22 protein-coding genes and 4 tRNA genes are annotated in these 20,629 nt (G+C 38.0%); 18 read left to right on the forward strand and 8 right to left on the reverse strand.

The window, feature by feature from the left end; genetic code table 11:
- Nucleotides 1–24: 24 nt before the first annotated feature.
- A complete protein-coding gene (folE, locus tag CH364_RS14990) occupies nucleotides 25–597 on the reverse strand; it encodes a GTP cyclohydrolase I FolE (RefSeq protein ID WP_265395020.1) in 573 nt (190 codons plus the stop codon).
- A gap of 136 nt (nucleotides 598–733) precedes the next feature.
- Between folE and CH364_RS14995 the strand changes: the two genes are divergently transcribed.
- The 6 genes from CH364_RS14995 to CH364_RS15020 all read left to right on the forward strand — a co-directional run bounded on the left by CH364_RS14995 (nucleotide 734) and on the right by CH364_RS15020 (nucleotide 4,709).
- Nucleotides 734–1,861 carry a glycosyltransferase family 4 protein gene (locus CH364_RS14995; protein ID WP_243401334.1) on the forward strand — a complete coding sequence of 376 codons (1,128 nt, stop codon included), beginning with the start codon at nucleotides 734–736 and terminating at the stop codon, nucleotides 1,859–1,861.
- Nucleotides 1,862–1,946: 85 nt separating this feature from the next.
- The gene (locus tag CH364_RS15000) at nucleotides 1,947–2,138 is read left to right on the forward strand and encodes a (2Fe-2S)-binding protein (protein ID WP_100743687.1); all 192 of its coding nucleotides are present in this window, start codon (nucleotides 1,947–1,949) and stop codon (nucleotides 2,136–2,138) included.
- On the forward strand, nucleotides 2,116–2,589 hold the full coding sequence (locus CH364_RS15005) for a WbuC family cupin fold metalloprotein (RefSeq protein WP_100743686.1): 474 nt from the start codon (nucleotides 2,116–2,118) through the stop codon (nucleotides 2,587–2,589). The genes CH364_RS15000 and CH364_RS15005 overlap by 23 nt, the downstream gene beginning before the upstream one ends.
- Nucleotides 2,586–3,602, forward strand: a complete 1,017-nt coding sequence (locus CH364_RS15010; protein ID WP_100743685.1) for a CE1 family esterase — start codon at nucleotides 2,586–2,588, stop codon at nucleotides 3,600–3,602. Before CH364_RS15005 ends, CH364_RS15010 begins: the two co-directional genes overlap by 4 nt.
- Complete coding sequence (locus CH364_RS15015) at nucleotides 3,583–4,461, forward strand: alpha/beta fold hydrolase (RefSeq protein ID WP_100743684.1); 879 nt, start codon at nucleotides 3,583–3,585, stop codon at nucleotides 4,459–4,461. The genes CH364_RS15010 and CH364_RS15015 overlap by 20 nt, the downstream gene beginning before the upstream one ends.
- 47 nt (nucleotides 4,462–4,508) lie before the next feature.
- Nucleotides 4,509–4,709, forward strand: coding sequence for a YgaP family membrane protein (locus CH364_RS15020; protein WP_100743683.1), 201 nt, complete (start codon nucleotides 4,509–4,511; stop codon nucleotides 4,707–4,709).
- A gap of 58 nt (nucleotides 4,710–4,767) precedes the next feature.
- Here the strand turns inward: CH364_RS15020 and CH364_RS15025 are convergent, their stop codons facing one another.
- Complete coding sequence (locus tag CH364_RS15025; protein ID WP_100743682.1) at nucleotides 4,768–5,883, reverse strand: class I SAM-dependent RNA methyltransferase; 1,116 nt, start codon at nucleotides 5,881–5,883, stop codon at nucleotides 4,768–4,770.
- A gap of 70 nt (nucleotides 5,884–5,953) precedes the next feature.
- Here CH364_RS15025 and CH364_RS15030 point away from each other — a divergent pair.
- The 8 genes from CH364_RS15030 (at nucleotide 5,954) to recR (ending at nucleotide 9,867) form a co-directional block, all read left to right on the forward strand.
- Nucleotides 5,954–6,037, forward strand: a tRNA-Ser gene (locus tag CH364_RS15030).
- A 7-nt stretch (nucleotides 6,038–6,044) separates the two neighbouring features.
- Nucleotides 6,045–6,131: transfer RNA gene (locus tag CH364_RS15035), tRNA-Ser, on the forward strand.
- Nucleotides 6,132–6,523: 392 nt separating this feature from the next.
- A tRNA-Arg gene (locus tag CH364_RS15040) sits at nucleotides 6,524–6,597 on the forward strand.
- A gap of 1 nt (nucleotide 6,598) precedes the next feature.
- Nucleotides 6,599–7,039, forward strand: coding sequence for a nucleoside deaminase (locus CH364_RS15045; RefSeq protein ID WP_100743681.1), 441 nt, complete (start codon nucleotides 6,599–6,601; stop codon nucleotides 7,037–7,039).
- A gap of 45 nt (nucleotides 7,040–7,084) precedes the next feature.
- Nucleotides 7,085–7,171: transfer RNA gene (locus CH364_RS15050), tRNA-Ser, on the forward strand.
- A gap of 230 nt (nucleotides 7,172–7,401) precedes the next feature.
- Nucleotides 7,402–8,895: a DNA polymerase III subunit gamma/tau gene (gene dnaX, locus CH364_RS15055; RefSeq protein WP_100743680.1), complete on the forward strand. Its 1,494-nt coding sequence runs from the start codon at nucleotides 7,402–7,404 to the stop codon at nucleotides 8,893–8,895.
- 20 nt (nucleotides 8,896–8,915) lie between these two features.
- Complete coding sequence (locus CH364_RS15060) at nucleotides 8,916–9,281, forward strand: YbaB/EbfC family nucleoid-associated protein (protein ID WP_207762280.1); 366 nt, start codon at nucleotides 8,916–8,918, stop codon at nucleotides 9,279–9,281.
- On the forward strand, nucleotides 9,259–9,867 hold the full coding sequence (recR, locus tag CH364_RS15065) for a recombination mediator RecR (RefSeq protein WP_100743678.1): 609 nt from the start codon (nucleotides 9,259–9,261) through the stop codon (nucleotides 9,865–9,867). Before CH364_RS15060 ends, recR begins: the two co-directional genes overlap by 23 nt.
- A gap of 13 nt (nucleotides 9,868–9,880) precedes the next feature.
- Here the strand turns inward: recR and CH364_RS15070 are convergent, their stop codons facing one another.
- From CH364_RS15070 to CH364_RS15090, 5 genes are read right to left on the reverse strand one after another with little or no spacing between them, the layout of a single operon-like run.
- Nucleotides 9,881–11,431 carry a hypothetical protein gene (locus tag CH364_RS15070; RefSeq protein WP_100787873.1) on the reverse strand — a complete coding sequence of 517 codons (1,551 nt, stop codon included), beginning with the start codon at nucleotides 11,429–11,431 and terminating at the stop codon, nucleotides 9,881–9,883.
- Between the two features lie 6 nt (nucleotides 11,432–11,437).
- Nucleotides 11,438–12,295, reverse strand: coding sequence for a substrate-binding periplasmic protein (locus CH364_RS15075; protein WP_100744711.1), 858 nt, complete (start codon nucleotides 12,293–12,295; stop codon nucleotides 11,438–11,440).
- 42 nt (nucleotides 12,296–12,337) lie between these two features.
- Nucleotides 12,338–13,912 carry an OmpA family protein gene (locus tag CH364_RS15080; protein ID WP_100743676.1) on the reverse strand — a complete coding sequence of 525 codons (1,575 nt, stop codon included), beginning with the start codon at nucleotides 13,910–13,912 and terminating at the stop codon, nucleotides 12,338–12,340.
- Between the two features lie 29 nt (nucleotides 13,913–13,941).
- Nucleotides 13,942–15,198 carry a serine--tRNA ligase gene (gene serS, locus CH364_RS15085; RefSeq protein WP_100743675.1) on the reverse strand — a complete coding sequence of 419 codons (1,257 nt, stop codon included), beginning with the start codon at nucleotides 15,196–15,198 and terminating at the stop codon, nucleotides 13,942–13,944.
- Complete coding sequence (locus CH364_RS15090) at nucleotides 15,191–16,000, reverse strand: TatD family hydrolase (RefSeq protein ID WP_207762256.1); 810 nt, start codon at nucleotides 15,998–16,000, stop codon at nucleotides 15,191–15,193. Before CH364_RS15090 ends, serS begins: the two co-directional genes overlap by 8 nt.
- Before the next feature lie 105 nt (nucleotides 16,001–16,105).
- Here CH364_RS15090 and CH364_RS15095 point away from each other — a divergent pair, with 105 nt between their 5' ends.
- From CH364_RS15095 to CH364_RS15110, 4 genes are all read left to right on the forward strand, one after another.
- Nucleotides 16,106–17,095, forward strand: a complete 990-nt coding sequence (locus CH364_RS15095) for a M23 family metallopeptidase (RefSeq protein ID WP_100743673.1) — start codon at nucleotides 16,106–16,108, stop codon at nucleotides 17,093–17,095.
- Complete coding sequence (locus CH364_RS15100; protein WP_002972551.1) at nucleotides 17,095–17,448, forward strand: bactofilin family protein; 354 nt, start codon at nucleotides 17,095–17,097, stop codon at nucleotides 17,446–17,448. Before CH364_RS15095 ends, CH364_RS15100 begins: the two co-directional genes overlap by 1 nt.
- 8 nt (nucleotides 17,449–17,456) lie before the next feature.
- The gene (locus tag CH364_RS15105) at nucleotides 17,457–17,927 is read left to right on the forward strand and encodes a YaaR family protein (protein WP_100743672.1); all 471 of its coding nucleotides are present in this window, start codon (nucleotides 17,457–17,459) and stop codon (nucleotides 17,925–17,927) included.
- 88 nt (nucleotides 17,928–18,015) lie between these two features.
- Nucleotides 18,016–19,758, forward strand: a complete 1,743-nt coding sequence (locus CH364_RS15110; protein WP_243401333.1) for an ABC transporter transmembrane domain-containing protein — start codon at nucleotides 18,016–18,018, stop codon at nucleotides 19,756–19,758.
- Here the strand turns inward: CH364_RS15110 and CH364_RS15115 are convergent.
- Entirely contained in the window at nucleotides 19,732–20,628 is an 897-nt protein-coding gene (locus tag CH364_RS15115; protein WP_100743670.1) for a ParB/RepB/Spo0J family partition protein, read from the reverse strand. The genes CH364_RS15110 and CH364_RS15115 overlap by 27 nt on opposite strands.
- Nucleotide 20,629 lies beyond the last annotated feature (1 nt).

Here is a 20,629-nt window from a genome sequence, read left to right on the forward strand (position 1 = left end):
AAAAATTGAATTTAAAAAATGAACTTAATGCGAGCCGGTTCGGATCAGATCCAAAAATTCGCTTCGCGTGGTAGGGTCTGTTTTGAATAGACCAAGTAGGCTAGAAGTAAAAAGTTCTGAGTTTTGTTTTTCCACTCCACGCATCATCATACATAAATGTTTGGCTTTGATAACAACACCTACACCTAGTGGATCTAAAGTTTCTTGGATGGCTTGGGCAATTTGGTCAGTAAGTCGTTCTTGCACCTGCAATCGACGAGCAAACACATCAACAATTCTTGGAATTTTACTAATTCCTATGATTTTTTTATTTGGAATGTAAGCAACATGGGCCCTTCCATAAAAAGGAAGTAAGTGGTGTTCGCATAAAGAATACATTTCGATGTCGCGCACCAAAACCATACCGGTTGTGCTTTCCTCAAAAATCGCACCATTCACAATTTGGTTTAAATCAGCCTTATACCCACTGGTTAAAAAATCATAAGCCTTCTTCACACGATTAGGCGTTTTCACAAGACCTTCTCGCGAGGGATCTTCACCAATTTGTTTTAGGATTTCTTCGATTAAGTTTTCCATTCGATTCCTTTTGACAGATATGTTTCTGGTGTCGTGATCCTGCCTTCCAAATTATGAATGCAGAATATTTACTAGTAATTTGACTAGACTTGACTCATCGGGAAAAGATACATTTCCTTTTTTTTAAATTAATTCTAAAGGACATAATCAAATCAGAATGCGGATTAAAATTGGATACGATGCAAGGATGATCGAAAACTCAGGGATTGGGATTCGGATCCAACATATATTGAAGTTTTGGCCCATTTCTGCAAAGATAGCCGATTTATTTATTTTTGGTGATCCCTCTGTATTAAAAAAATACGAACTTCCAAATCATGCGGAAATCATAGAATACAAAACAAATATCTATTCCCCTAAAGAGTTTTTAGGTCATTCCAGAATGGCCGAAATGGATTTTTTAGACATCCCTCATTTTAATATTCCCTTTCCATACATTCGTAAATGCATTGTTACCATTCACGATCTCATTCCTTATCATTTCAAAGCGGCACATAGTTCTCTCGTCAAACGGGTGTATATGCAAATTGTATTTCGTTGGATCAAATGGTTTGCTCACAAAATCATTGCGGTTTCGGAATACACAAAAGAAGATTTAGTAAAAAGTTTTGGATATCCAAAAGAAAAAATTTCTGTTGTTTATAACGGAATCGACTTACAAAACTTTTCAAAACAACCACCTGCAAAAGTTTCTCAATTTATCAAAAAACACAAGCTTCCTAAATCTTATTTGTTCACTGTAGGAATTGGCAAAACACATAAAAACTTTCCATTTTTATTATCCAATTTAGAAAAACTTTGGAACCAACAAAAACTATCCTTACCTTTAGTCGTAGGTGGTTTAAGGGAAGAAGTCCCAGAAGATTTTTTAGAAATCCAAAAGAAGTTTCCTGACAAAATTTATTTTTTATCGCATCTGCCTTACTCTGAACTTCCACTGGCTTACCAAGCTGCAAAAGTATTCCTCTATCCATCCTTATTTGAAGGTTTTGGATTTCCCGTTTTAGAAGCACAGAGTGTGGGCACTCCCGTTTTTTCATCTAACGCCAGTGTATTGCCAGAAGTTCTGGGAAATGGTTACGAGGCCTTTGGTCCAAAGGATTCCGATTCCTTCCAAAGCAAATTACTCACTTTACTAAAAGATTCTAAGCGGCTCAGTCAGTTGAAAGTTTTAGGAGAAAAAAATGCCAAACGTTTCCAATGGAAATTGGCAATCCAGTCCTTAAACCAGGTCTACGAATCGCTGCTAAAACCAAAAACAGCGGAAAAACCTTCAGACATTTAAGCAATTTCTGGAAATTTTACGAAATTACGTCCCAAAAAAATTCTTGTCGTACCATTCGGAAACTAAGAGACTGATTCTCAGAACCATGATCAAGTGTCACTGTGCAGAAGTTTTCTTTGAATCTATCTTAAATGTTGTCAAAGATACGAACCGGCCTATACTAGAAGTCGCCCGTGAGATGGGAGCGGCTGATACTTGTACGGCATGTGTTCCGGATATGTTAGCCTTCATCGAGCAGGAATTGGAAGGTCAACTTGCAGGAAATACAAGTCATTGATTCCGACTTAATCGGAACCCTCGTTAAAAAAGCCCAAACCACCGAAAGAAAACGGACGAATCACAACTTCCATGAACAAAAGGAAGTCTACCAAAGATTTTTAAACGTACTTTCTAAAAATACATACATTCCACCTCATAGACATTTGTCGGACCCAAAACCAGAGACCTTCATCATCCTAGAAGGTGAAATTGGATTTTTAATTTTCAATGAAAATGGTGAAGTAAAGGAAACGCATAAACTTTCTGCCAAAGGGCCAAAACGTGGAATCGATTTAAAACCAGGTGTTTGGCATAGTTTGGTTTGTTTGTCCGAAACAGCCGTTTGTTTTGAAGGAAAGTCCGGACCGTATGATCCAAACATCGATAAAGAATTTCATCCAAAGTATCCGTTAGAAGGTGACTCAAATTTTATCGAAACCATCAAATTCTTTGAATCACTTTTTTTATGACTAGGTTATCTTTGCCGAATGCGTTTTATCTTTTCGTATTTATGATTTCCTTTTCTTTTTTTTGTAAATCATTACCTTCAATTGTTCCTGTCAAAGAACACAAACAACAATCGATTTCCTCTGATGGAATTCTACGAACCTTTCGTTATTACATTCCCAAACAAACGAAAGAGGATAAGTTGCCAGTGGTTTTTCTTTTACATGGTGGTGGAGGGACTGGAGAAGGTATGATATACCTCACTCGAATGTCAGAAAAAGCAGAAGAGTATGGGTTTATCGCAGTTTATCCAGATGGATATGCAAACCGATGGAACGACGGTAGAAAAATTCCTCATTCGCTGACTGATAAAAGAAACACAAATGATGTCGAATTTTTTCGTGATATGGTTCGCCATTTAGATACAGAACGTCCCATTGATTATAATAGAATTCATGCGGTTGGGATTTCTAACGGCGGATTTATGACGCAGCGTTTGTTATGTGAAGCACCAGATTTATTTAGTTCTGGATACTCAGTTGCCGCAGTGACATCTAGAGGATTAAAAGAAATCTGTAATCCTCCCCCTCAGAAATCAATCGGCTTTATAATGGGAATGTCTGATGATGTGGTACCTTACCAAGGAGGAATCGTAGCTATTCCTTCCAATCCAAATAACCAGTCACAACGAATTGCAGCAGGTGACGTTCTTTCCTACTTTGAATCATTAGAATACTGGACTTCAAGTTTTTCCTGTAAGGAAGAAACAAAATCTAGAAAAAGACATCTCAACAAATTTTGGAAAAGGGACATTCAATACATTAAATTTACGGATTGTTTGTCTGACCAAATTGTTGAAGGTTATTTAATCCCTGAGGGAGGGCATATTTGGCCAAACGGTTTTTATTACCAAAATGAAAAACAATACGGATACTTAAGTAAGGACTTGGATACAAGAGAGATTGTGTTACAATTCTTTCGAACGACTTATAAAAAAGAAAAGTTGGTAAATAACAATGCACCATTCGGAAATTAGAAATTCTTCTACTGTATTTACAACTTTAGAAACAGGAACAGGTGATCCTGTTCTTTTTTTACATGGATTTCCTGATAACCATAAGAGCTTTGCACCGATAATGGAATCCATTGGCAAAAAGGGATTTCAGTGCATAGCACCTATTATGCGTGGTTATGAACCTTCTACCATCTCGCATGCTCATAAATTACATGTAGTGGATTTGGTGGATGATATCCTTGGTTGGATGGAAGACAGACAATGGGACAGGGTCCATTTGGTAGGACACAACTGGGGTGCTGTCATTGCTTATGCTGCAGGAATGTATTACCCCAATCGTATCAAATCCATCACAAGCATTGGAGTACCTCTCCTTCGAACTTACCAAGATTCTTTTTTTTGGGCCCCACAACAAACGATCCATTCATGGTATGTAGTTTTATTTCAAATTCCATTTTTGGCAGAACTAACCATCCGATCCAATGGATTTGCTTTGGTAGATTATTTATGGAAAGATTGGTCACCTGGATATTCGCCAAACCAAGATCATTTAGCAGAGATTAAAGCCAATTTCCAAAACCCCGGAATTTTATCTTCAGCACTTGCTTATTATAGAAACTTAAATGATCTTTTTACTGAATCAGGTAGAGAAAGTATATTAGGAATTTTAGATTCACAAATTACCGTTCCAACACAAATTCTCTATGGTTTAAATGATGGTTGTTTTCATAAAAATCTCTTTGAACATCTCTTAGATGAAACAGACTTTCCTTGTGGATTTCGCAAAATTGGTTTCGACCATGCAGGACATTTTTTACACTGGGAAAAAAGAGAAGAAGTGACAAAATTAATTTTAGAATGGTTACAAAAAAATAATTAAGAATCCATTCATTTTTTTTCGTCAAACGTTCTTTAAGGAGATTGAATATGTTTCAAAATATGGGTCTTTATGACAGAATCATTCGAGTAGTCGTCGGTTTGGTATTAGGTGGTCTCTATTTAGGTGGCGTTGTGGAAGGAACAACTGCAATTGTACTTTTTGTCATTGGTCTTGTTATGATTGCAACATCTGCCATCGGATTTTGCCCTGCTTACCTTCCTTTTAAATTCACGACGAAAGAAAAATAACACAACTTTAGGTACCAGAACCAACTCACAGGTTTATGTCTGTGAGTTGTATGTTCATTTATTTTTTTAAACTCACAAGGACTTCATAATGTTGTGTTCTTGGAAAAAAATCAAATAAACCAATATACTGCAATCGATACCCAATTTTTTCTAACCTTGTAATGTCCCTTTTTAATGTACTTGGATTGCAGCTAGAATAAACAATTTGTTTTGGTGAAAACATAGAAGCTGATTCAATGATTCCTTCAGTGAGTCCAGCCCTTGGAGGATTTACAATCCAAATGGGAAATTTTGAAGTATGTTTCGGTAAATGTTTTTGATACAAATCGCTGACTTCATATTCAAACTGCAATGCATTGTTAGTTTTGGCATTTTCCTTTGCATAACGAATGCTTTTTTCATGAGATTCGATTCCATATAAGGAGGCAATTTTTTCCCGAATGGAAATTCCAATGCTTCCAGAACCACAGAATAATTCTAGAATGTTGGCCGAATCTGGTATGAGAAATTTAATTTTTGAAAGCCAAGGTTCCAAAAGAAATCTGTTGATTTGAAAAAACCCACGTTCGGGCACTTTGAGTTTAGTATTAAAAACACTGATTTCTGTTTGATCCCTTTCATAATTCACAACCGATTTTGAAGAAAGCCTTAGTTGGATGGATTTTTGTTTGGCTACCGATTTTTTAATCCCTTGGGGAATTTCTGCCCATAACAATCGTTTATCGACAGTTTTACAGACCGATTGAGATTCGTTCACAATCCGATGGCTATTTTTTGCAAAATATCCTATATCTTTTCCATTCGATTGCCACTGCACATTGTTTCGGTATTCGTTTTCCGGTCCGGTAACTACTTCAATTTTCCCGGTCCATCCAGGAAACATTGCCTTTAAGAGTGAAGTTTTGATTTTGATCTCATCTTGGTAAGAAATATGGCGATAACTGCATCCTCCACATTCCGTAAACACAGAACAATCAGATGGGATTCTGGATTCTGCAGATTCAACCACCTCAGAAACAGTTCCAAACCATTCTTTGTTTCCGGTTTTATAAAGACTTATGTCTACTAATTCTCCCGGGATTCCGCCTTCTACAAATACGGCATGACCCTCATGATGCGCTAAACAGAAGCCACCATTTACCCACTTTTCTAGTTTTATACGCAACTTTTCCATTCTCTAGAACCATTCATTGAATATTCATTTGACACTGCACTCGCATTTAACATAACGGATAGGTACTCTTGGAGAAGTGGCTGAGTGGTCTAAAGCAGCGGTCTTGAAAACCGTCGTGGTAATCCCACCGTGGGTTCGAATCCTACCTTCTCCGAGTCGCTGGAGACGTGCCTGAGTGGCCGAAAGGAGCGGTTTGCTAAACCGTCGTACGAGCAATCGTACCCAGGGTTCGAATCCCTGCGTCTCCGTTGATACTGCCATGAATACCGCCCAAATCAAAGAAAAAATCCAGAAACTCAAGGCTTACTTACTCACTGAGGAAGCCGCCAAAATTTTTGCCGTTTTACCTTTGTATTTTTCTTGGGTACCCGTTTTTACTTGGAAACGAAGTGTTCCTGAATTTGTGACGGTTTGTTTGTATTCTACAGTTAATACTTGTTTGTTCTTACTGATCCTTCTATTCGCGCAAGTTGTCTCAGCTTTGCCCTTTGTTGGGCTTTATTTGGCTGCAACCATCCACTTACTTTCTATACTACTTTATCTAGGAATTTCTGGATTTTTGATTTACTCCATCCGCTTTAAAAAAAGCATAGAGATACCCGTTCTTTTGGACTGGGTAAAAATGCTTCAAGCATTCATTGCGCCCATAGCTCAACTGGATAGAGTATCTGACTACGGATCAGAAGGTTAGAGGTTCAAATCCTCTTGGGCGCACGTGGAAGCATTCGACTCGTTTCTAAAACGATACTCGGAAGCGGTTTCCAACCATCCTAACGAGATTCCCTCTTATTCAGAAATCATTACAAAAGACGGACAAGTTGTCTCCTCTGCTTTTAATTCCGTCGAACAAACATTAAATCCCACAAAACATAGTGAAATTTTAGCAATGGAAGATGCCCTTTCTAAAACGGAAGGTCGTTATCTCACAGACCATATTTTAATTACCGCTCTTGAGCCATGTTTACTTTGTGCAGGTGCCATTTTACGAATGAAAATTCCGGAAGTGGTTTATTTTGTTCCGGCAAAACCCGGCGAAGGAATTTCCTCTTACACAACTGAGTCCATTTATTTATTGAATCACTTTCCCAAGTGCACTCTCATCCCAAGATCCCACATAAAATTCGAATTTCTGAGTTTTTTCAAAGAGAAAAGGTAGAATTCTAAGGACGGTTTCTTTTTATGGAAGCCAGTAGAAACCATTGGAGAGATGTCAGAGTGGTCTATTGTGCATGCTTGGAAAGCATGTGTGCCAAAAGCACCCCGGGTTCGAATCCCGGTCTCTCCGCCAGGTTCTACTCTTCCTTCAATTCTAATCCTAAAGTTTCAAATGACCGATTGCTCGCGAAAGGTCAAAAATCTCCCAAAATCCATGAAACTTCCCGAAAACCACTCACCGCAACTTTAAGAAGAAAATATCCATTACATTCGTAAATATTTCATTGCCTCCAACATACGAACTTCCAGGATCAAAGTGATTCACAAATTTTCCTTTTCTTATCTTTTGAGACACGGACTTACATGAGCGAAAACCACCAAGTACTCTTTCGAAAATACAGACCTCAATTCTTTCGTGATGTAATTTATCAGGATCTTGCGGTTGGTTCCTTACAAAATGCATTCAAATCCAAAAAGATTGGCCATGCTTATATTTTCATTGGCCCTCGCGGTGTAGGTAAAACAACCATCGCGAGAATTCTCGCCAAACGTCTCAATTGTGAAAGGCCAGATGGGGTTGAACCTTGTAACGAATGTACTTCTTGTTTGGAAATCACCAAGGGAAATTCAAATGATGTATTTGAAATCGATGCTGCTTCCAACAGCGGTGTGGATAATATCCGTGAGTTACGAGAAAACGTAAAATTCAATGCGATGGGTGGAAAGTATCGCGTTTATATTTTGGATGAGGTGCATATGTTAAGTGGAGCAGCGTTTAACGCTCTCCTCAAAACCTTAGAAGAACCACCGGCACATGTTGTTTTTATTTTAGCAACCACCGAATATCATAAAATTCCAGAAACCATTCTTTCCCGTTGCCAAGACTTCCATTTTAGAAAAGTACCAGTTACTGTTTTACAAAACTATATCGAAACACTTTGTGAAAAAGAAAATCTCAAATACGATACAGAAGGTTTGTTTTGGATCGCAAAAAAAGGTGACGGATCTGTAAGAGATACACTTTCTTTTATGGAACAAGCTGTTATCTTTACAGATGGAAACCTAACTGGCGTCAAACTACGAAAGATGATTGGTTATCATGGAATTGATACCTTTACAGATTTTCTAAATCAATTGCTTGATTCCTCCCAAAGTGCACAAATTTTTGAAACTCTCGAAAATCTTTTCCAAGCAGGAATTGATCTTGGAAAATTTGTTTGGGACTTTATTGAATTTTTAAATTCTCTTCTTCTCATCAAAGACAATTTAGCAGATAGAGAATCGATAAATATCCCTCAAGAAGACCTACAAAAATTAAAACAAAACTATAGAGAACTCGATCGTGAGGTTTTAGTTTTGCTTGCCGAACGAATTTTTTCCGTTCACGAAAAATTGAATCTAATGAAGCTAAGAAGTTCTTACGAAATGAAAGTTTATTTAGAAATTCAATTTCGTAAATTGATTTTAGACCGAGAAAAGCCAAGTGTTTCCGGGTTATTGGCTAAAATTTCAGAACTCACCAAACTGGTACAAGGTGATATTTCCCATATTCCAGATCATTTAGAAACACCGAAAAAAGTAACCATTGCACCAATCTCTGTTGCTCCAGAAAAACAAGAATCAAAGCAGACTTTCCAAACAGATCCAGTTAGGGTATTACAAGAAAAACCAACACCGAATCTAGAAGTAGAAACAAAACCAGCTTCAGAATCAAAATCCATTCCCCCTAGTCAAGAGGCGGCACCGAAAGCGAAACCTACCTCGACAACTCCTTCCTCCCCAGAAGATATGGAAAAACTTTTAAAAGAAAAGTTTTCGGGAATGGAAGTGGATCCAAAACAATTTAAGAATTTATAAGTCCAAAAGGTAATATGGGAATTTTTGACCAAATGAAACAAATGCGGGATGCTTTTTCGCAACTCGGCAATATCAAAGAGAAACAAGAAGAGCTTTCGAAACGCCTCGCACAGATTCGGGTCACGGCGTCCGCAGGTGCAGGGATGGTCGAAGTGACAGCATCTGCGGATGGTACACTCACAAATCTCAACATCAATCCGATTATGTTCAATGCAGATGACAAGAAAATGTTAGAAGATCTAATTCTTTCTGCAACAAACGAAGTGCAAAGAAAAGCCAAAGAAACTATGGCTCATGAAATGAAAAATGTTCTCGGTTTCAATCCAAGTGATTTTGAAGGCATATTCAACCAAATTCAAAAGGATGGAGGGTTTCCACCTGTCTGATCCACAATTCCAAAAACTAATCCAATCTTTCTCTAGTCTCCCTGGAATTGGAAAAAAAAGCGCAACAAGAATTGGGTTTCATATTTTAAGAATGGATCCTTCGACTTTTCGTGTTTGGTTATCCAACATAGAAGAAGCTAAAGCCAAACTTAGGTTTTGTGATGAATGCGGCGGACTCACAGAAGACGCTGTATGTTCTATATGTTTGTCTGATAGACGGGACGATAAAATCCTCTGTGTAGTGGAACAACCAGAAGACATTTTTTTTATCGAAAATACAAAAGAATATATTGGAAAATATCATGTACTCAACGGAGCCATTTCACCTCTAGATGGCATTGGTCCTGACCAATTAAGAATTCGTCAGTTGTTACAGCGGTTGGAAAATGGGGAAGTACAGGAAGTTCTTATTGCAACCAACCCTACACTTGAAGGAGATGCAACCGCATCCTACCTTTCCACGGTAATCAAACCTATGGAAATTAAAATCACAAGGATTGCCCATGGAATTACCATTGGTGGAACCTTAGAGTATTCAGACCAATACACTTTAGGAAAAGCAATCAAGTCTAGACTGACTCTTTAATTATAGTTATACACTAAAATCGATGTTCAAATACAATAAATGCTTCTCTAAGTACTCGACCATATTTGGAATCTAGCAAAACGAATAAAGCATCTCCTGCTACAAAATATCCAGATCTAAAAATAATTTGGAAATCAGAAGTTACGTTGTAACGAATGTTAAAATTATATTCCATCCCCATATAGGTGGATGTTTTGTATCCGTTCAATTCACTAAATTCTCTGTTGATTCGTATCTCCGGAGATTTTGTCGCCCACAACTGGTAATAACCCAAAGTGAATTGATAAGGTCCAAAAGCAATAATGTTAGAATAAAATCCATACTCATTCAAACCAGAAAAACTAGAACTATTAAACAATGCATAACCACCTGTAAAGTCCGTTGCAATGTTTGAAATGGAGAAACCAGGCGCTAATGTTCTATATCCATTTCCCTTTAAATTGGCTTCATGCCCTTTTTCATCATAACCTGGTCTACCAGTAGTTCCTAGCGCAATCAAATTAAAGTTAAGTGATTCACTCCAGCGATACGTAAACTGAAAGTCATACATACCTCCTTTGATAAAATATCTTTGCGTAGTATTATAAATAGTAACATCATTTGAATCTGTAACTGCTCTTAATTTTTTAACAGTTCCTGTATTTAAAATTCCGTGCACAATGAATGAAAACTTTTGAAAATTAAATTCGTTATGCATTCCATACCATGCAAGTCTTGCGGTCTCATTGTCAGATTTATCATTATCATCCAAAAAATATGCATAAACTTCATTTCGAATGTTTCGGAAATATTCAAACTTCAATCGATTGTAGTAGATATTGGAACTCTGATAATTTTTATCAGCGAATCCATTTTTATCAACATCCATAAAACTTTGATCGCGCGCTCGTAAAATACCGCCTTCCAAAGAAAGACGTAAAAACTGAAAATTTTTAAGGATACTAACCCCTGTCCCGGTAGAAAATAAAACCCTACCTTGTGCAGAACTAAAAAGTTGTTGGCCAACTTTAATAAATAGTCCGGACTCTGGAATACGGAAATTTAAGTATAAAAAGTTTGTTTGTACATTGACTGCTGCCGTTCTACCTCTTTCCCCACCCGAACCAGGTCCGACCAATCCTGGATCAAAACCATCTGGTCCAGTCGCACGTAAACCCTTCCCACCGAATGGAATATCTCCAACTTGCATCCCCCAGACTCCTTCCACATATTTGTTTGCAGAAAAACTCATATTGTATAAAAAGCGAGAATCATAATAACTCACGTCTTCTTTCTTTCGAGTGATTTGACTTGGAAGTCCTTGTTGTCTTCTTTCTAAATCTGATTGTATCGTTTGTTGTTCTGATTGAAGACGTTCTGCATTTTCCTTTTCTAAATTTGTGATTGGTGTAACTGGAGTTTTTCTTTCTAATAAAACATCGCGTCCAACATTTGTAGCACGAACACGAAAGGAACCGTTAAAATTCATAAACGTTCTTTGAGATTCTTCTTCTTGCGCGATCAATGCACTCCAAGGTAACAAAAGAAAAACAAAAATTCTGAAAAATAAATTTCGTAATGACATTGGATACTATTCTTTTTTAACCCATTGATTGGATTTGAAATATTTATTAATCAAAACTTGAATTTTACCGGTTCGTTTTAGTTCTTTGATAAAAAAATTTAAGTTATAAAGAAATTCAACGTCTCTCTTGGCAGTTGCCATACTAATATGATCCTCTTGAACAACTCCCAGAATAGGTAAATAATTCGCCCGAAGTGAAGAATCTTTTTGTAAGAGCGCTTGGATGTAAAATGAATCAGCCACAAATGCGTTTACATTATTCTTTTTTAATTCATTTAATGCTGCTTCATTTGTAAAATATGAAAAAATTTGTGCTTTGGGAAATGCATCTCGCAAAAATTGATGATTCGAACTGTTCGCAAGAACGGAATATGAGATACCTGTAATATTTGTTAAATCATTCAAATTACGAAATAATTGAACAGTTACAATTTGGCCTTCTGGTTCAGGTGGAAGAGCCGTTCTATTTACCAATGCAGCTGGAGTTGAAATTAAATATGGGTCAGTGAAATAAACATCTTTAAACCGATTGATCGAAGATGAAATCCCCGCCATTGCAATTTGTGTATCACCTTTCTCTAACATTCTTGCGTGTTGATCAAATGTTCGTAGAGGAATGATTTTTAAATCCACATCTAAAAATTTTGCATACTCTTGAGCAAGCTCGACATCTAACCCTGGAAAATTGGGGTTGGGATTTTCGATATAAAATGGATCGTAAAATTCATTTACTGAAACAGTAAGTGTTTTAGTTTTTTTAATTTTTTCCAATACCTGACTCGGATCTCCAGAAACAGATACTGTGAAAAAGAAAACCAAAAGGTAAACAAACCCAAAGTATTGGATCCTTTGCAGAAGTGACATCCCCATTACCTTTTCTTCGGAAATAGAAACGGCAAGGAAAAATTATGGATCCATTAGGACAAATTCGGTTCGTCGATTTTTTTTAGACGAGGCCTCATCTGTACCTTGGACTATCGGTTGGGTTGGCCCTTTTCCCTCTGTCAGAAGTCGTTTTGGATCCACACCTTTAGAGACTAAATATTGTTTAACGGAATCCGCTCTTTCTTTTGAAAGAGCCATATTATCTTCAAAGGTCCCGGTTAAATCTGTATGACCGATAATTTTCATTTTTTTATCAGAATTTTCATGCAAGTAGTCAACGATGGCATCCAAAGGAACGGATGATTCTTGTTTTAAAATTGAAGAAGCTCGTTCAAAATATACAGAATCCAAAGATATTTTTTTACTTTCTTCTAGTTTCTTTTGGACTACATTTTCCTGTTTAGGAACGGAAGCTGTAAAAACATCGAAAGACCTTCCTTCTACCCTTCTACAGAATAAAAAAGTTTTTTTAACCTGTTGAAATACAATATAAGCTTCATCTTCATTTGAGTTGATAGGTGCGCCAAGATTCTCAACATCTTTAAAGGAATCACCATCCATCTTTGTCATATATAAATCAAATCCACCATAACCACCTGGCCGATTTGATGAAAAAAATAAAATGCTTCCATCGTCATTGAAGGCAGCCGCAATTGTCGCATTATTATCATTAATTGGTGATGGTAGGAGTTTTGGAGTTGACCATTTCTCTCCTTTGAATTGGCTAAAATATACTTTTGCAAGATTTGGTTTACCAAATGGATATCTTGTAAAAAGTAAAGTATCACCTAGGAGATGCGGATTTTCTTCTATTTCCTCAGAGTTAATGGGGCTTGGTAAAGCTACTGGTTGACTCCAATGATTGCCATTCCAATTCGAAATATACAAATCTCGAGAAATACCTACCTTTCCATCAGGTAACATCACTTCAACAGATCCATCTCGATTCGATGATAACAAAAGAGTTTTTCCATCTCGCGATATAAAGGGACTTTGATCATCGAATGGAGAATTCAATACATCAACTTCTTCCGGAAAATCCCAAGTCCCATCTTTTTTCCGTTCTGATTTAAAAATTTCTGTATAACCCTTACTAGTGCGTTTCGAATAAAAATATAAATTCTTTGCATTCGGTGTCATGGTTGGACCAAATTCTTGGAATTCTGTATTGATTGGACCTTGAATGGGCGCCACAAGTAAAGTCGGTTCGCTCCCTTGTGTTTGGCTAAAAATGGGAAGGGGAGAAGAAATTGAGATAAACATAAAGATGGACGCAAATATATAAAATGTACCTAACGAAAATTTCAAATTATGAAATGATTGAATGAATGATTTTATCCACTCAATGATACTTTTGGAAATATACGCACTACGGATATTTACCGTTACTATTTTAGACTGGGAATATTTACTATTCGCATAACCGCCATTTATTTCTGAATTTCCGTAGAGCGTATATTCCCCCAATCCGGTGGGATATCTGTATTGCGTATAAAACGCTGCTTCCTTTATAGACAACCTAGGATTAAATCCGGCAAATAATAGAAAGTTTAGTTTAAGATTTGAATTATATTTTGAAGGAAAGGAAAAGGGCATTTGACACCTCGGTCATCTGCCCTAAATTTCTAGCGAATGTATGGTTTCAATACATCCGGAATTTGGAAGGTTCCATCAACTAATTGGTAGTTTTCGATCACTGCAGCGAGTGTTCGACCGATCGCAAGACCAGAACCGTTCAGAGTATGGACGAGCAGGTTTTTTCCTTCCTTTGACTTGTATCGAATTTTTCCCCGTCTTGCTTGATAGTCTTTGAAGTTAGAAACAGAGGAAATTTCCATAAAACGACCAAGTCCTGGCATCCAAACTTCAATATCATAGGTTTTGGAAGAGGCACTAGACATATCCTTGCTACAAAGTAACATCACACGGTAGGGAAGTTTTAACTTTTGCAAAATGGATTCGGCATCTTGGAGCATCTTTTCATGTTCGTTTTGCGAAGTTTCGGGTTCCACAAACTTCACAAGTTCCACTTTTTGGAATTGATGTACCCGCACAAGACCACGTGTATCACGTCCGTAAGATCCGGCTTCTCTACGAAAACAGGAAGTATGTGCACATACAGAAATTGGTAATTCCTTTTCTGAAATGATTTCATCCCGGTAATAATTGGTGAGCGGAACTTCTGCGGTTGGAATCAAATTGAGTCCGTCTTTTTCTAATCGGTAAAAATCTTCTGCAAACTTGGGAAGTTGGCCTGTGGCCGTCATAGACTCATCATTCACAAGGACCGGCACCCACATCTCTTCATATCCATTTTCAGAAGTATGGGTATCAAGCATTAGATTCATGAGTGCTCTTTCTAATTTGGCACCAAGTCCACGGTATGTATAAAATCTAGCACCAGAAAGTTTCACGCCGCGTTCGAAGTCAAAGATTCCTAAAGCTTCACCAATATCAAAATGGGTTTTTGCTTCAAAGGAAAGTTTAGGAACTTCTCCCCACTGTCGCACTAGCACATTATCCGCTTCTGATTTTCCTTCCGGAACAGATGGATCCAGTAAATTAGGAAGGCCTAAATTTAGATCATGCAAAGATTCTTCTTCTTTCGTGAGTTCTTCTTCGATTGCTTTGATTCGATCACCAACTCCTTTCATCGAAGCTGAAATTTCTGTGATATCTTTCCCTTGTGACTTTTGAACTCCAATTTCTTTGGAAACTCGATTTCTCTCGGCACGAAGGTCTTCCACTTCTAATTTTAACTTTCTTTGTTTTTCAGAAACAGATTTAATTTTTGCTTCAATGTCAGTCGAAGTAACACCTCGTTTTTGTAAGGTGGAAAGTAACTCTTCAGGGTTTTGAACAATACGGTTGATATCAAGCATGGTGATAAGCCTTTCTTTGTGTGAATTTTAGTGAATTTTGATAAATGCGATCTGCTACTTCTGCATTTGTTTCTGTTCGTAAAGAAAACATTTTCTCAAGGACAAATGGCAAATGGGAAGAATCATTTCGTTTCCCTCGATGTGGCATTGGTGATAAAAAAGGAGCATCTGTTTCAATCAGAATGGTTTCCAATGGAATCTTACGGGCTGCTTCTTGGATGTCTGTTGCCGATTTAAAAGTGACTATTCCAGAAAAGGAAACATAGTAACCTAAATCTACAAACTGTTTTGCTGCTTCAAAATCATAAGTGAAACAATGAATCACACCAAAGGCTTTGGATTTATATTCTTTCAATGCTTCGTAGGTATCTTCAAAGGCATCGCGAGAATGAATCACAACTGGTAATTTATATTCAGAAGAAAATTCTAAAAATTTACGCAACACTTCATTCTGCGCAGATCTTGTGCTCGCATCATGATAGAGATCGACACCAATCTCGCCGATAGCCGAGAATTTTGGATCATCCATTCGGGATTTTGCTAAATCTAAAATTTGATCTGCATTAGGAAATTCATGAGTTTCCGTCGGATGGCAACCGATTGAATAGAAAATTTCTAAATCATCTTTGGAATGAGTTTCTGAAATACGAACAGCCTCGACAGAACTTGGCAAATCAATCCCGATTTGAACCATTCGGTCTACTCCAGCCATTCGGGATTTCGCCAGAGTTTCTTCAATCTCTTGGCCTTGCTCCCGAATTATGTCTAAGTGGCAATGAGTGTCAATGGTTGAATATCCCATAAATAGCAAGATTTGTAATTTCCACTGGATGAAAATGAAAATTCAATCGAAAGATATAGTGGGTGCATTAACTTTTGTTTAAATAGTCGAAGGCCTGAAAAGAACGTGGAAGCAAAACAAAGACTACATCTAATTTTTTACCGATTAAGGTATAAAGTCCAGGAATGGAAGCTTAAGTTATCTCAACGTTACGAGGATCTGGATAAAAAAGGGCGTGAACGTCTGACAATTATGGTCATTCCTCACACCGATCGAAAAACTATTAACTTTGTTATCTCTTACAAAGCCATTTCTATCTTCATCGGGATCATGGTAGTGCTTCTTGTGATCAGCGCTGTGAATGTTTTATCTCATAGTGGATCCATCCACCAACTCACGGAACTCAATTTAACAAACAAAGACTTTATCAGACAATCTTCCAAGATGAAAGAAGAGGTGAACTCTCTTCATGAAACCATCCAATACTATTACGAAAGAATTTCTAACCTCTATATCAAACTCGGCGGAGATCCTTCACGTGTTTCCAAAGGGATGGGTGGACAGGCGGGACAATTTCTCGCATTACAAGGAACACCGCAGTCCGACATCACGGACGAATCCTTTCGCATCAAAGAAGACATTCATAATTTAAAATTGTCCTCTGAACTTTCTGAAGAGATCATCAAACTCATCAAAAAAAGAAAGAGTATCATTCGTAACACTCCGTCCATTTGGCCAACAAAAGGTTATGTATTATTTCCTTTTGGAAAATACATTTCTCCAGTCACTGGAAAAGAAGAAATCAATAGAGGACTAGACATTGGATCTTTTCCTGGAGCGGAAGTCATTGCAACGGCTCCGGGAATTGTTTTTGATACTGGTTATTCACCAGCTACTGGATATTATGTAAAATTATCTCACCGATTTGGTTGGAAAACAATCTACTCCAACCTCGACAGAATTCGTGTTAAGAAAAATGAAAAACTCTCCAAGGGTGACATCTTAGGTTATGTTGGAAAATCACCAGAAAATCCGATTTACCATCTTCATTATGAAGTACATGTTGGTACCCAAGCGTTGAATCCGTTTTCGTTTCTCAACCAAATTCAAGAATAATGTCCAATCCATCTACAGAAGAAGAATTTTTAGTTAATAGCATCATTGGGGAAGGGGCCGAGTTCGTAGGCGAATTCAAGTTCCCTGGCCTCATTCGTATCGATGGAAAATTTCGTGGAGTCCTCGAAACTACCGGAAAGGTACTTATAGGAAAATCCGGAATCGTCGATACAGATATCAAAGCACGAGTGGTAGTTGCCGGTGGAGAAATTCGCGGGAACATCTATGCAACAGAACGAGTTACATTACTTTCTAGCTGTCGATTGGAAGGAGACATTGTCACTCCTCGACTAATCGTTGAAGAAGGTGTAGTCTTTCACGGAAAATGCACGATTAATCCCACTCGTCATTAGGCGGGTTTATGATCATCCAAAACAACAATCCTAAGTCGATATTCACAGCGACAAAAAAAGGATCCAAAGATAAACTTTCTGGTTCGTTTGCACCAGTGGATGAATCCAAACAAAGTTTTTTAGAAATTTTAGAATCCATAGTTCCGGCAGGAAAAGAAGAAACCAGAGAACTAAACGAACTTTGGAAAGATTTGCCTGATTTGGAAAAGGAACTCATCAAAGATCCCAATCATAAAAACCTCGAATGCTACAAAAAACATATCAAACAAATTGCCGAACTCATTCTCAAAAAAAATTACAAAGTCATGCAAGCCCCACAGCGCGGCCGAAATGACCAAAAAGACGTACGTTATGTAAAGGTTGTGGATGAAAAACTGGATCTTTTGGCCAAAACAATGTTTTCGCCCAACAACAGCGCGTTCGTGATTTTGAAACAATTAGATGAAATTAGGGGTCTACTTATTGATCTAAAAGGATAATTCTTTGCAAACACCTGACCGACCTAAGTCAAAAAATCTCCGCGTCCTCTCTAAAACTTTTTCTTATTTAAAACCATACAGATTCCAAATGACCCTTTCCTCCTTGGCTCTCCTTTTTACAGCCGGAGTGACTTTGGGACTCGGCCAAGGATTACGTCATTTAGTCGATGCGGGATTTTCAGCTAGATCCAAACAAGAATTAGGTTACTCGCTTGCCTTTATCATTTTAGTGGGAATCTTCCTTGCGATTGGAACTTACATTCGTCATTATGCAGTTTCTTGGATTGGAGAACGTGTGGCCTCAGACATTCGTCGAGATGTGTTCAAACATATCATCTTCATCCATCCCAGTTTTTTTGAAATGAATTCTCCTGGTGAAATCCAATCGCGAATCACAACAGATACTACACTCATCCAAACCGTAATCGGATCTTCTGCCTCCATTGCCCTTCGCAATGTTTTGATGTTTGTGGGAGGAATCATTTTTCTTTTTATCACCAACGCAAAACTAACAATGATTGTGTTACTGAGTGTTCCTTTCATCGTTTTCCCGATTTTGTTCTATGGAAAAAAAGTAAGGAATTTGTCCCGCACCACTCAGGACAAAATTGCAAGCATTGGAACTTACGTCAGTGAATCCCTTCTCAATATAAAAATTTTACAGTCCTTCCACCACCAAGAAGAAGACATTGAAAAATTTTCACATACTGTCGAAGGTGCATTCGATGTGGCTGTCGCTCGCATCAAACAAAGAGCACTTCTGATTGCGGCAGTCATTCTTTTTATCCTTACTGGAATCAGTGCGATGTTATGGATTGGTGGAACAGATGTACTTGAAGGAAAAATTACCGGTGGGGAACTCATCGCATTTTCTTTTTACGCGATCATGGTAGCCAATAGTGTCGGTGCCGTTTCTGAAGTTCTTGGAGATTTGCAAAGGGCAGCCGGTGCCACCGAGCGATTGATGGAACTTCTTTTATCAGAATCTGAAATCAAAGATCCAAAGTTTCCAAAACCAATCGCAGACGTACTACTTCCAACGGAAGGGAATGGATCTATATCTCTCAACGGCTCTTCTAAACAGAAGGGATTAAAAATCAATTTGGACCATTTGGAATTTTCGTATCCATCTCGTCCGGAGCACAAAGCCATCCGGGGAATTCATTTAGAAATTCCTGCCAACAAAACTACGGCTCTTGTTGGTCCCTCCGGTGGCGGAAAAAGTACACTCTTTGAACTCATCCTTAGGTTCTACGATCCCACTGCAGGAAAAATTCTTATCGAAGGTGTCGACCTTAGAGAATTGGCATTAAAAGATTTAAGATCTCTCATTGGCTTTGTTCCCCAACAACCCATTCTCTTTAGTGGAACTTTGCGAGAGAACATTGCTTACGGAAAACCAAATGCAAGTTTTGAAGAAATTGAAAAGGCTGCGGCCAGTGCTTATGTTACGGAATTTTTAAACCAACTTCCTGATGGGTATGATACTAACTTGGGACATTTAGGAACTAGACTTTCCGGTGGACAAAAACAAAGAATCGCTATCGCAAGAGCCATCCTTCGCAACCCAAGAATTCTTTTACTAGATGAAGCCACGTCCGCTCTCGATTCGGAATCAGAACAAATGATTCAGCGGGCTTTGGATTTTTTAGTGAAAGAAAGAACTACCATTATGATTGCACATAGACTTTCTACAGTTGTGAAATCCGATCAGATTGTTGTAGTTAAAGAAGGGGAGATTGAGTCCGTCGGAACACATGACGAACTCATTCGAAAAAGTGAATTGTATGAACGTTTGGCGAAACTACAGTTTCACACCGAGCTGCTCTAAAATCCTTTCCATGTCATTTAGGTTGGCGTAAGAAAAAACAATTTTCCCTTTTCCATTAGTTTCATTGTGGGCTACTTCCACTTTGGAACTATATTTGTTTCTGAGTTTGGATTCTAATTTTACAATACTCGCATCTCGTTTATCAGCACCGAAAGATGTAGATTTTGATTTTTTATCCGGGTGCAAAAGGTTAGAAACAAAGTTTTCTACCTCTCGAACATTCCAACCTTCCGCAATTACCTTCTGACCCACTTCCAATTGTTTTTTAGGATCGGGAATGGAGAGAAGAGGGCGGGCCTGACCTTCCGAAAGTTTTCCTTCCTTCACCAAGTCTTGTAATAATTTGGGAAGGGAAAGAAGGCGAATTAAGTTAGAAATGGTAGCACGGTTTTTTCCCACTCGAGTCGCAAGGTCAGTTACCTTTAACCCTCGTTTGTCGATAATCGCTTGGTAAGCCAAGGCTTCATCCATTGGATTTAGGTTTTCTCTTTGGATGTTTTCGATAAGGGCTAGTTCCATCATATCCGCTTCCGAAAGATCGCGAACAATCGCTGGAATTTTCGCGAAGCCAGCAAGTTTGCATGCGCGTAATCTTCTTTCACCGGCTACCAATAGAAATCCTGATCCTGAAGGATTTTTTTGTACAACGATCGGTTGGATCACTCCATGTTCTACAATGGTATTAGATAATTCTTGAATGGAGGCATCCGAAAATTGTTTTCTTGGTTGGTGTGGGTTTGGTAAAATTTCTGTGACTTTAATTTCTCTTAGGCCAGTTTGTTCGTCTTTAGAAATCTCAACGTTGTTTTCATTTACAGGAATTAAATTCCCAAGTCCTCTTCCTAAAACTTTTCCTTTGCCGAGTGCCATA

This window comes from Leptospira harrisiae, assembly GCF_002811945.1.
Taxonomy (GTDB): Bacteria; Spirochaetota; Leptospiria; order Leptospirales; family Leptospiraceae; genus Leptospira_A; species Leptospira_A harrisiae.

Excerpts from the sequence above, each read along its gene's own strand:
- CH364_RS14995 (WP_243401334.1), top strand. The coding sequence starts at position 734 with ATGCGGATTAAAATTGGATACGATGCAAGGATGATCGAAAACTCAGGG.
- CH364_RS15000 (WP_100743687.1), top strand. The coding sequence starts at position 1,947 with ATGATCAAGTGTCACTGTGCAGAAGTTTTCTTTGAATCTATCTTAAAT.
- CH364_RS15010 (WP_100743685.1), top strand. The coding sequence starts at position 2,586 with ATGACTAGGTTATCTTTGCCGAATGCGTTTTATCTTTTCGTATTTATG.
- CH364_RS15015 (WP_100743684.1), top strand. The coding sequence starts at position 3,583 with ATGCACCATTCGGAAATTAGAAATTCTTCTACTGTATTTACAACTTTA.
- CH364_RS15020 (WP_100743683.1), top strand. The coding sequence starts at position 4,509 with ATGTTTCAAAATATGGGTCTTTATGACAGAATCATTCGAGTAGTCGTC.
- CH364_RS15025 (WP_100743682.1), bottom strand. The coding sequence starts at position 5,883 with ATGGAAAAGTTGCGTATAAAACTAGAAAAGTGGGTAAATGGTGGCTTC.
- dnaX (WP_100743680.1), top strand. The coding sequence starts at position 7,402 with ATGAGCGAAAACCACCAAGTACTCTTTCGAAAATACAGACCTCAATTC.
- recR (WP_100743678.1), top strand. The coding sequence starts at position 9,259 with ATGGAGGGTTTCCACCTGTCTGATCCACAATTCCAAAAACTAATCCAA.
- CH364_RS15070 (WP_100787873.1), bottom strand. The coding sequence starts at position 11,431 with ATGTCATTACGAAATTTATTTTTCAGAATTTTTGTTTTTCTTTTGTTA.
- CH364_RS15075 (WP_100744711.1), bottom strand. The coding sequence starts at position 12,295 with ATGTCACTTCTGCAAAGGATCCAATACTTTGGGTTTGTTTACCTTTTG.
- CH364_RS15080 (WP_100743676.1), bottom strand. The coding sequence starts at position 13,912 with ATGCCCTTTTCCTTTCCTTCAAAATATAATTCAAATCTTAAACTAAAC.
- serS (WP_100743675.1), bottom strand. The coding sequence starts at position 15,198 with ATGCTTGATATCAACCGTATTGTTCAAAACCCTGAAGAGTTACTTTCC.
- CH364_RS15090 (WP_207762256.1), bottom strand. The coding sequence starts at position 16,000 with ATGGGATATTCAACCATTGACACTCATTGCCACTTAGACATAATTCGG.
- CH364_RS15100 (WP_002972551.1), top strand. The coding sequence starts at position 17,095 with ATGTCCAATCCATCTACAGAAGAAGAATTTTTAGTTAATAGCATCATT.
- CH364_RS15105 (WP_100743672.1), top strand. The coding sequence starts at position 17,457 with ATGATCATCCAAAACAACAATCCTAAGTCGATATTCACAGCGACAAAA.
- CH364_RS15110 (WP_243401333.1), top strand. The coding sequence starts at position 18,016 with ATGACCCTTTCCTCCTTGGCTCTCCTTTTTACAGCCGGAGTGACTTTG.
- CH364_RS15115 (WP_100743670.1), bottom strand. The coding sequence starts at position 20,628 with ATGGCACTCGGCAAAGGAAAAGTTTTAGGAAGAGGACTTGGGAATTTA.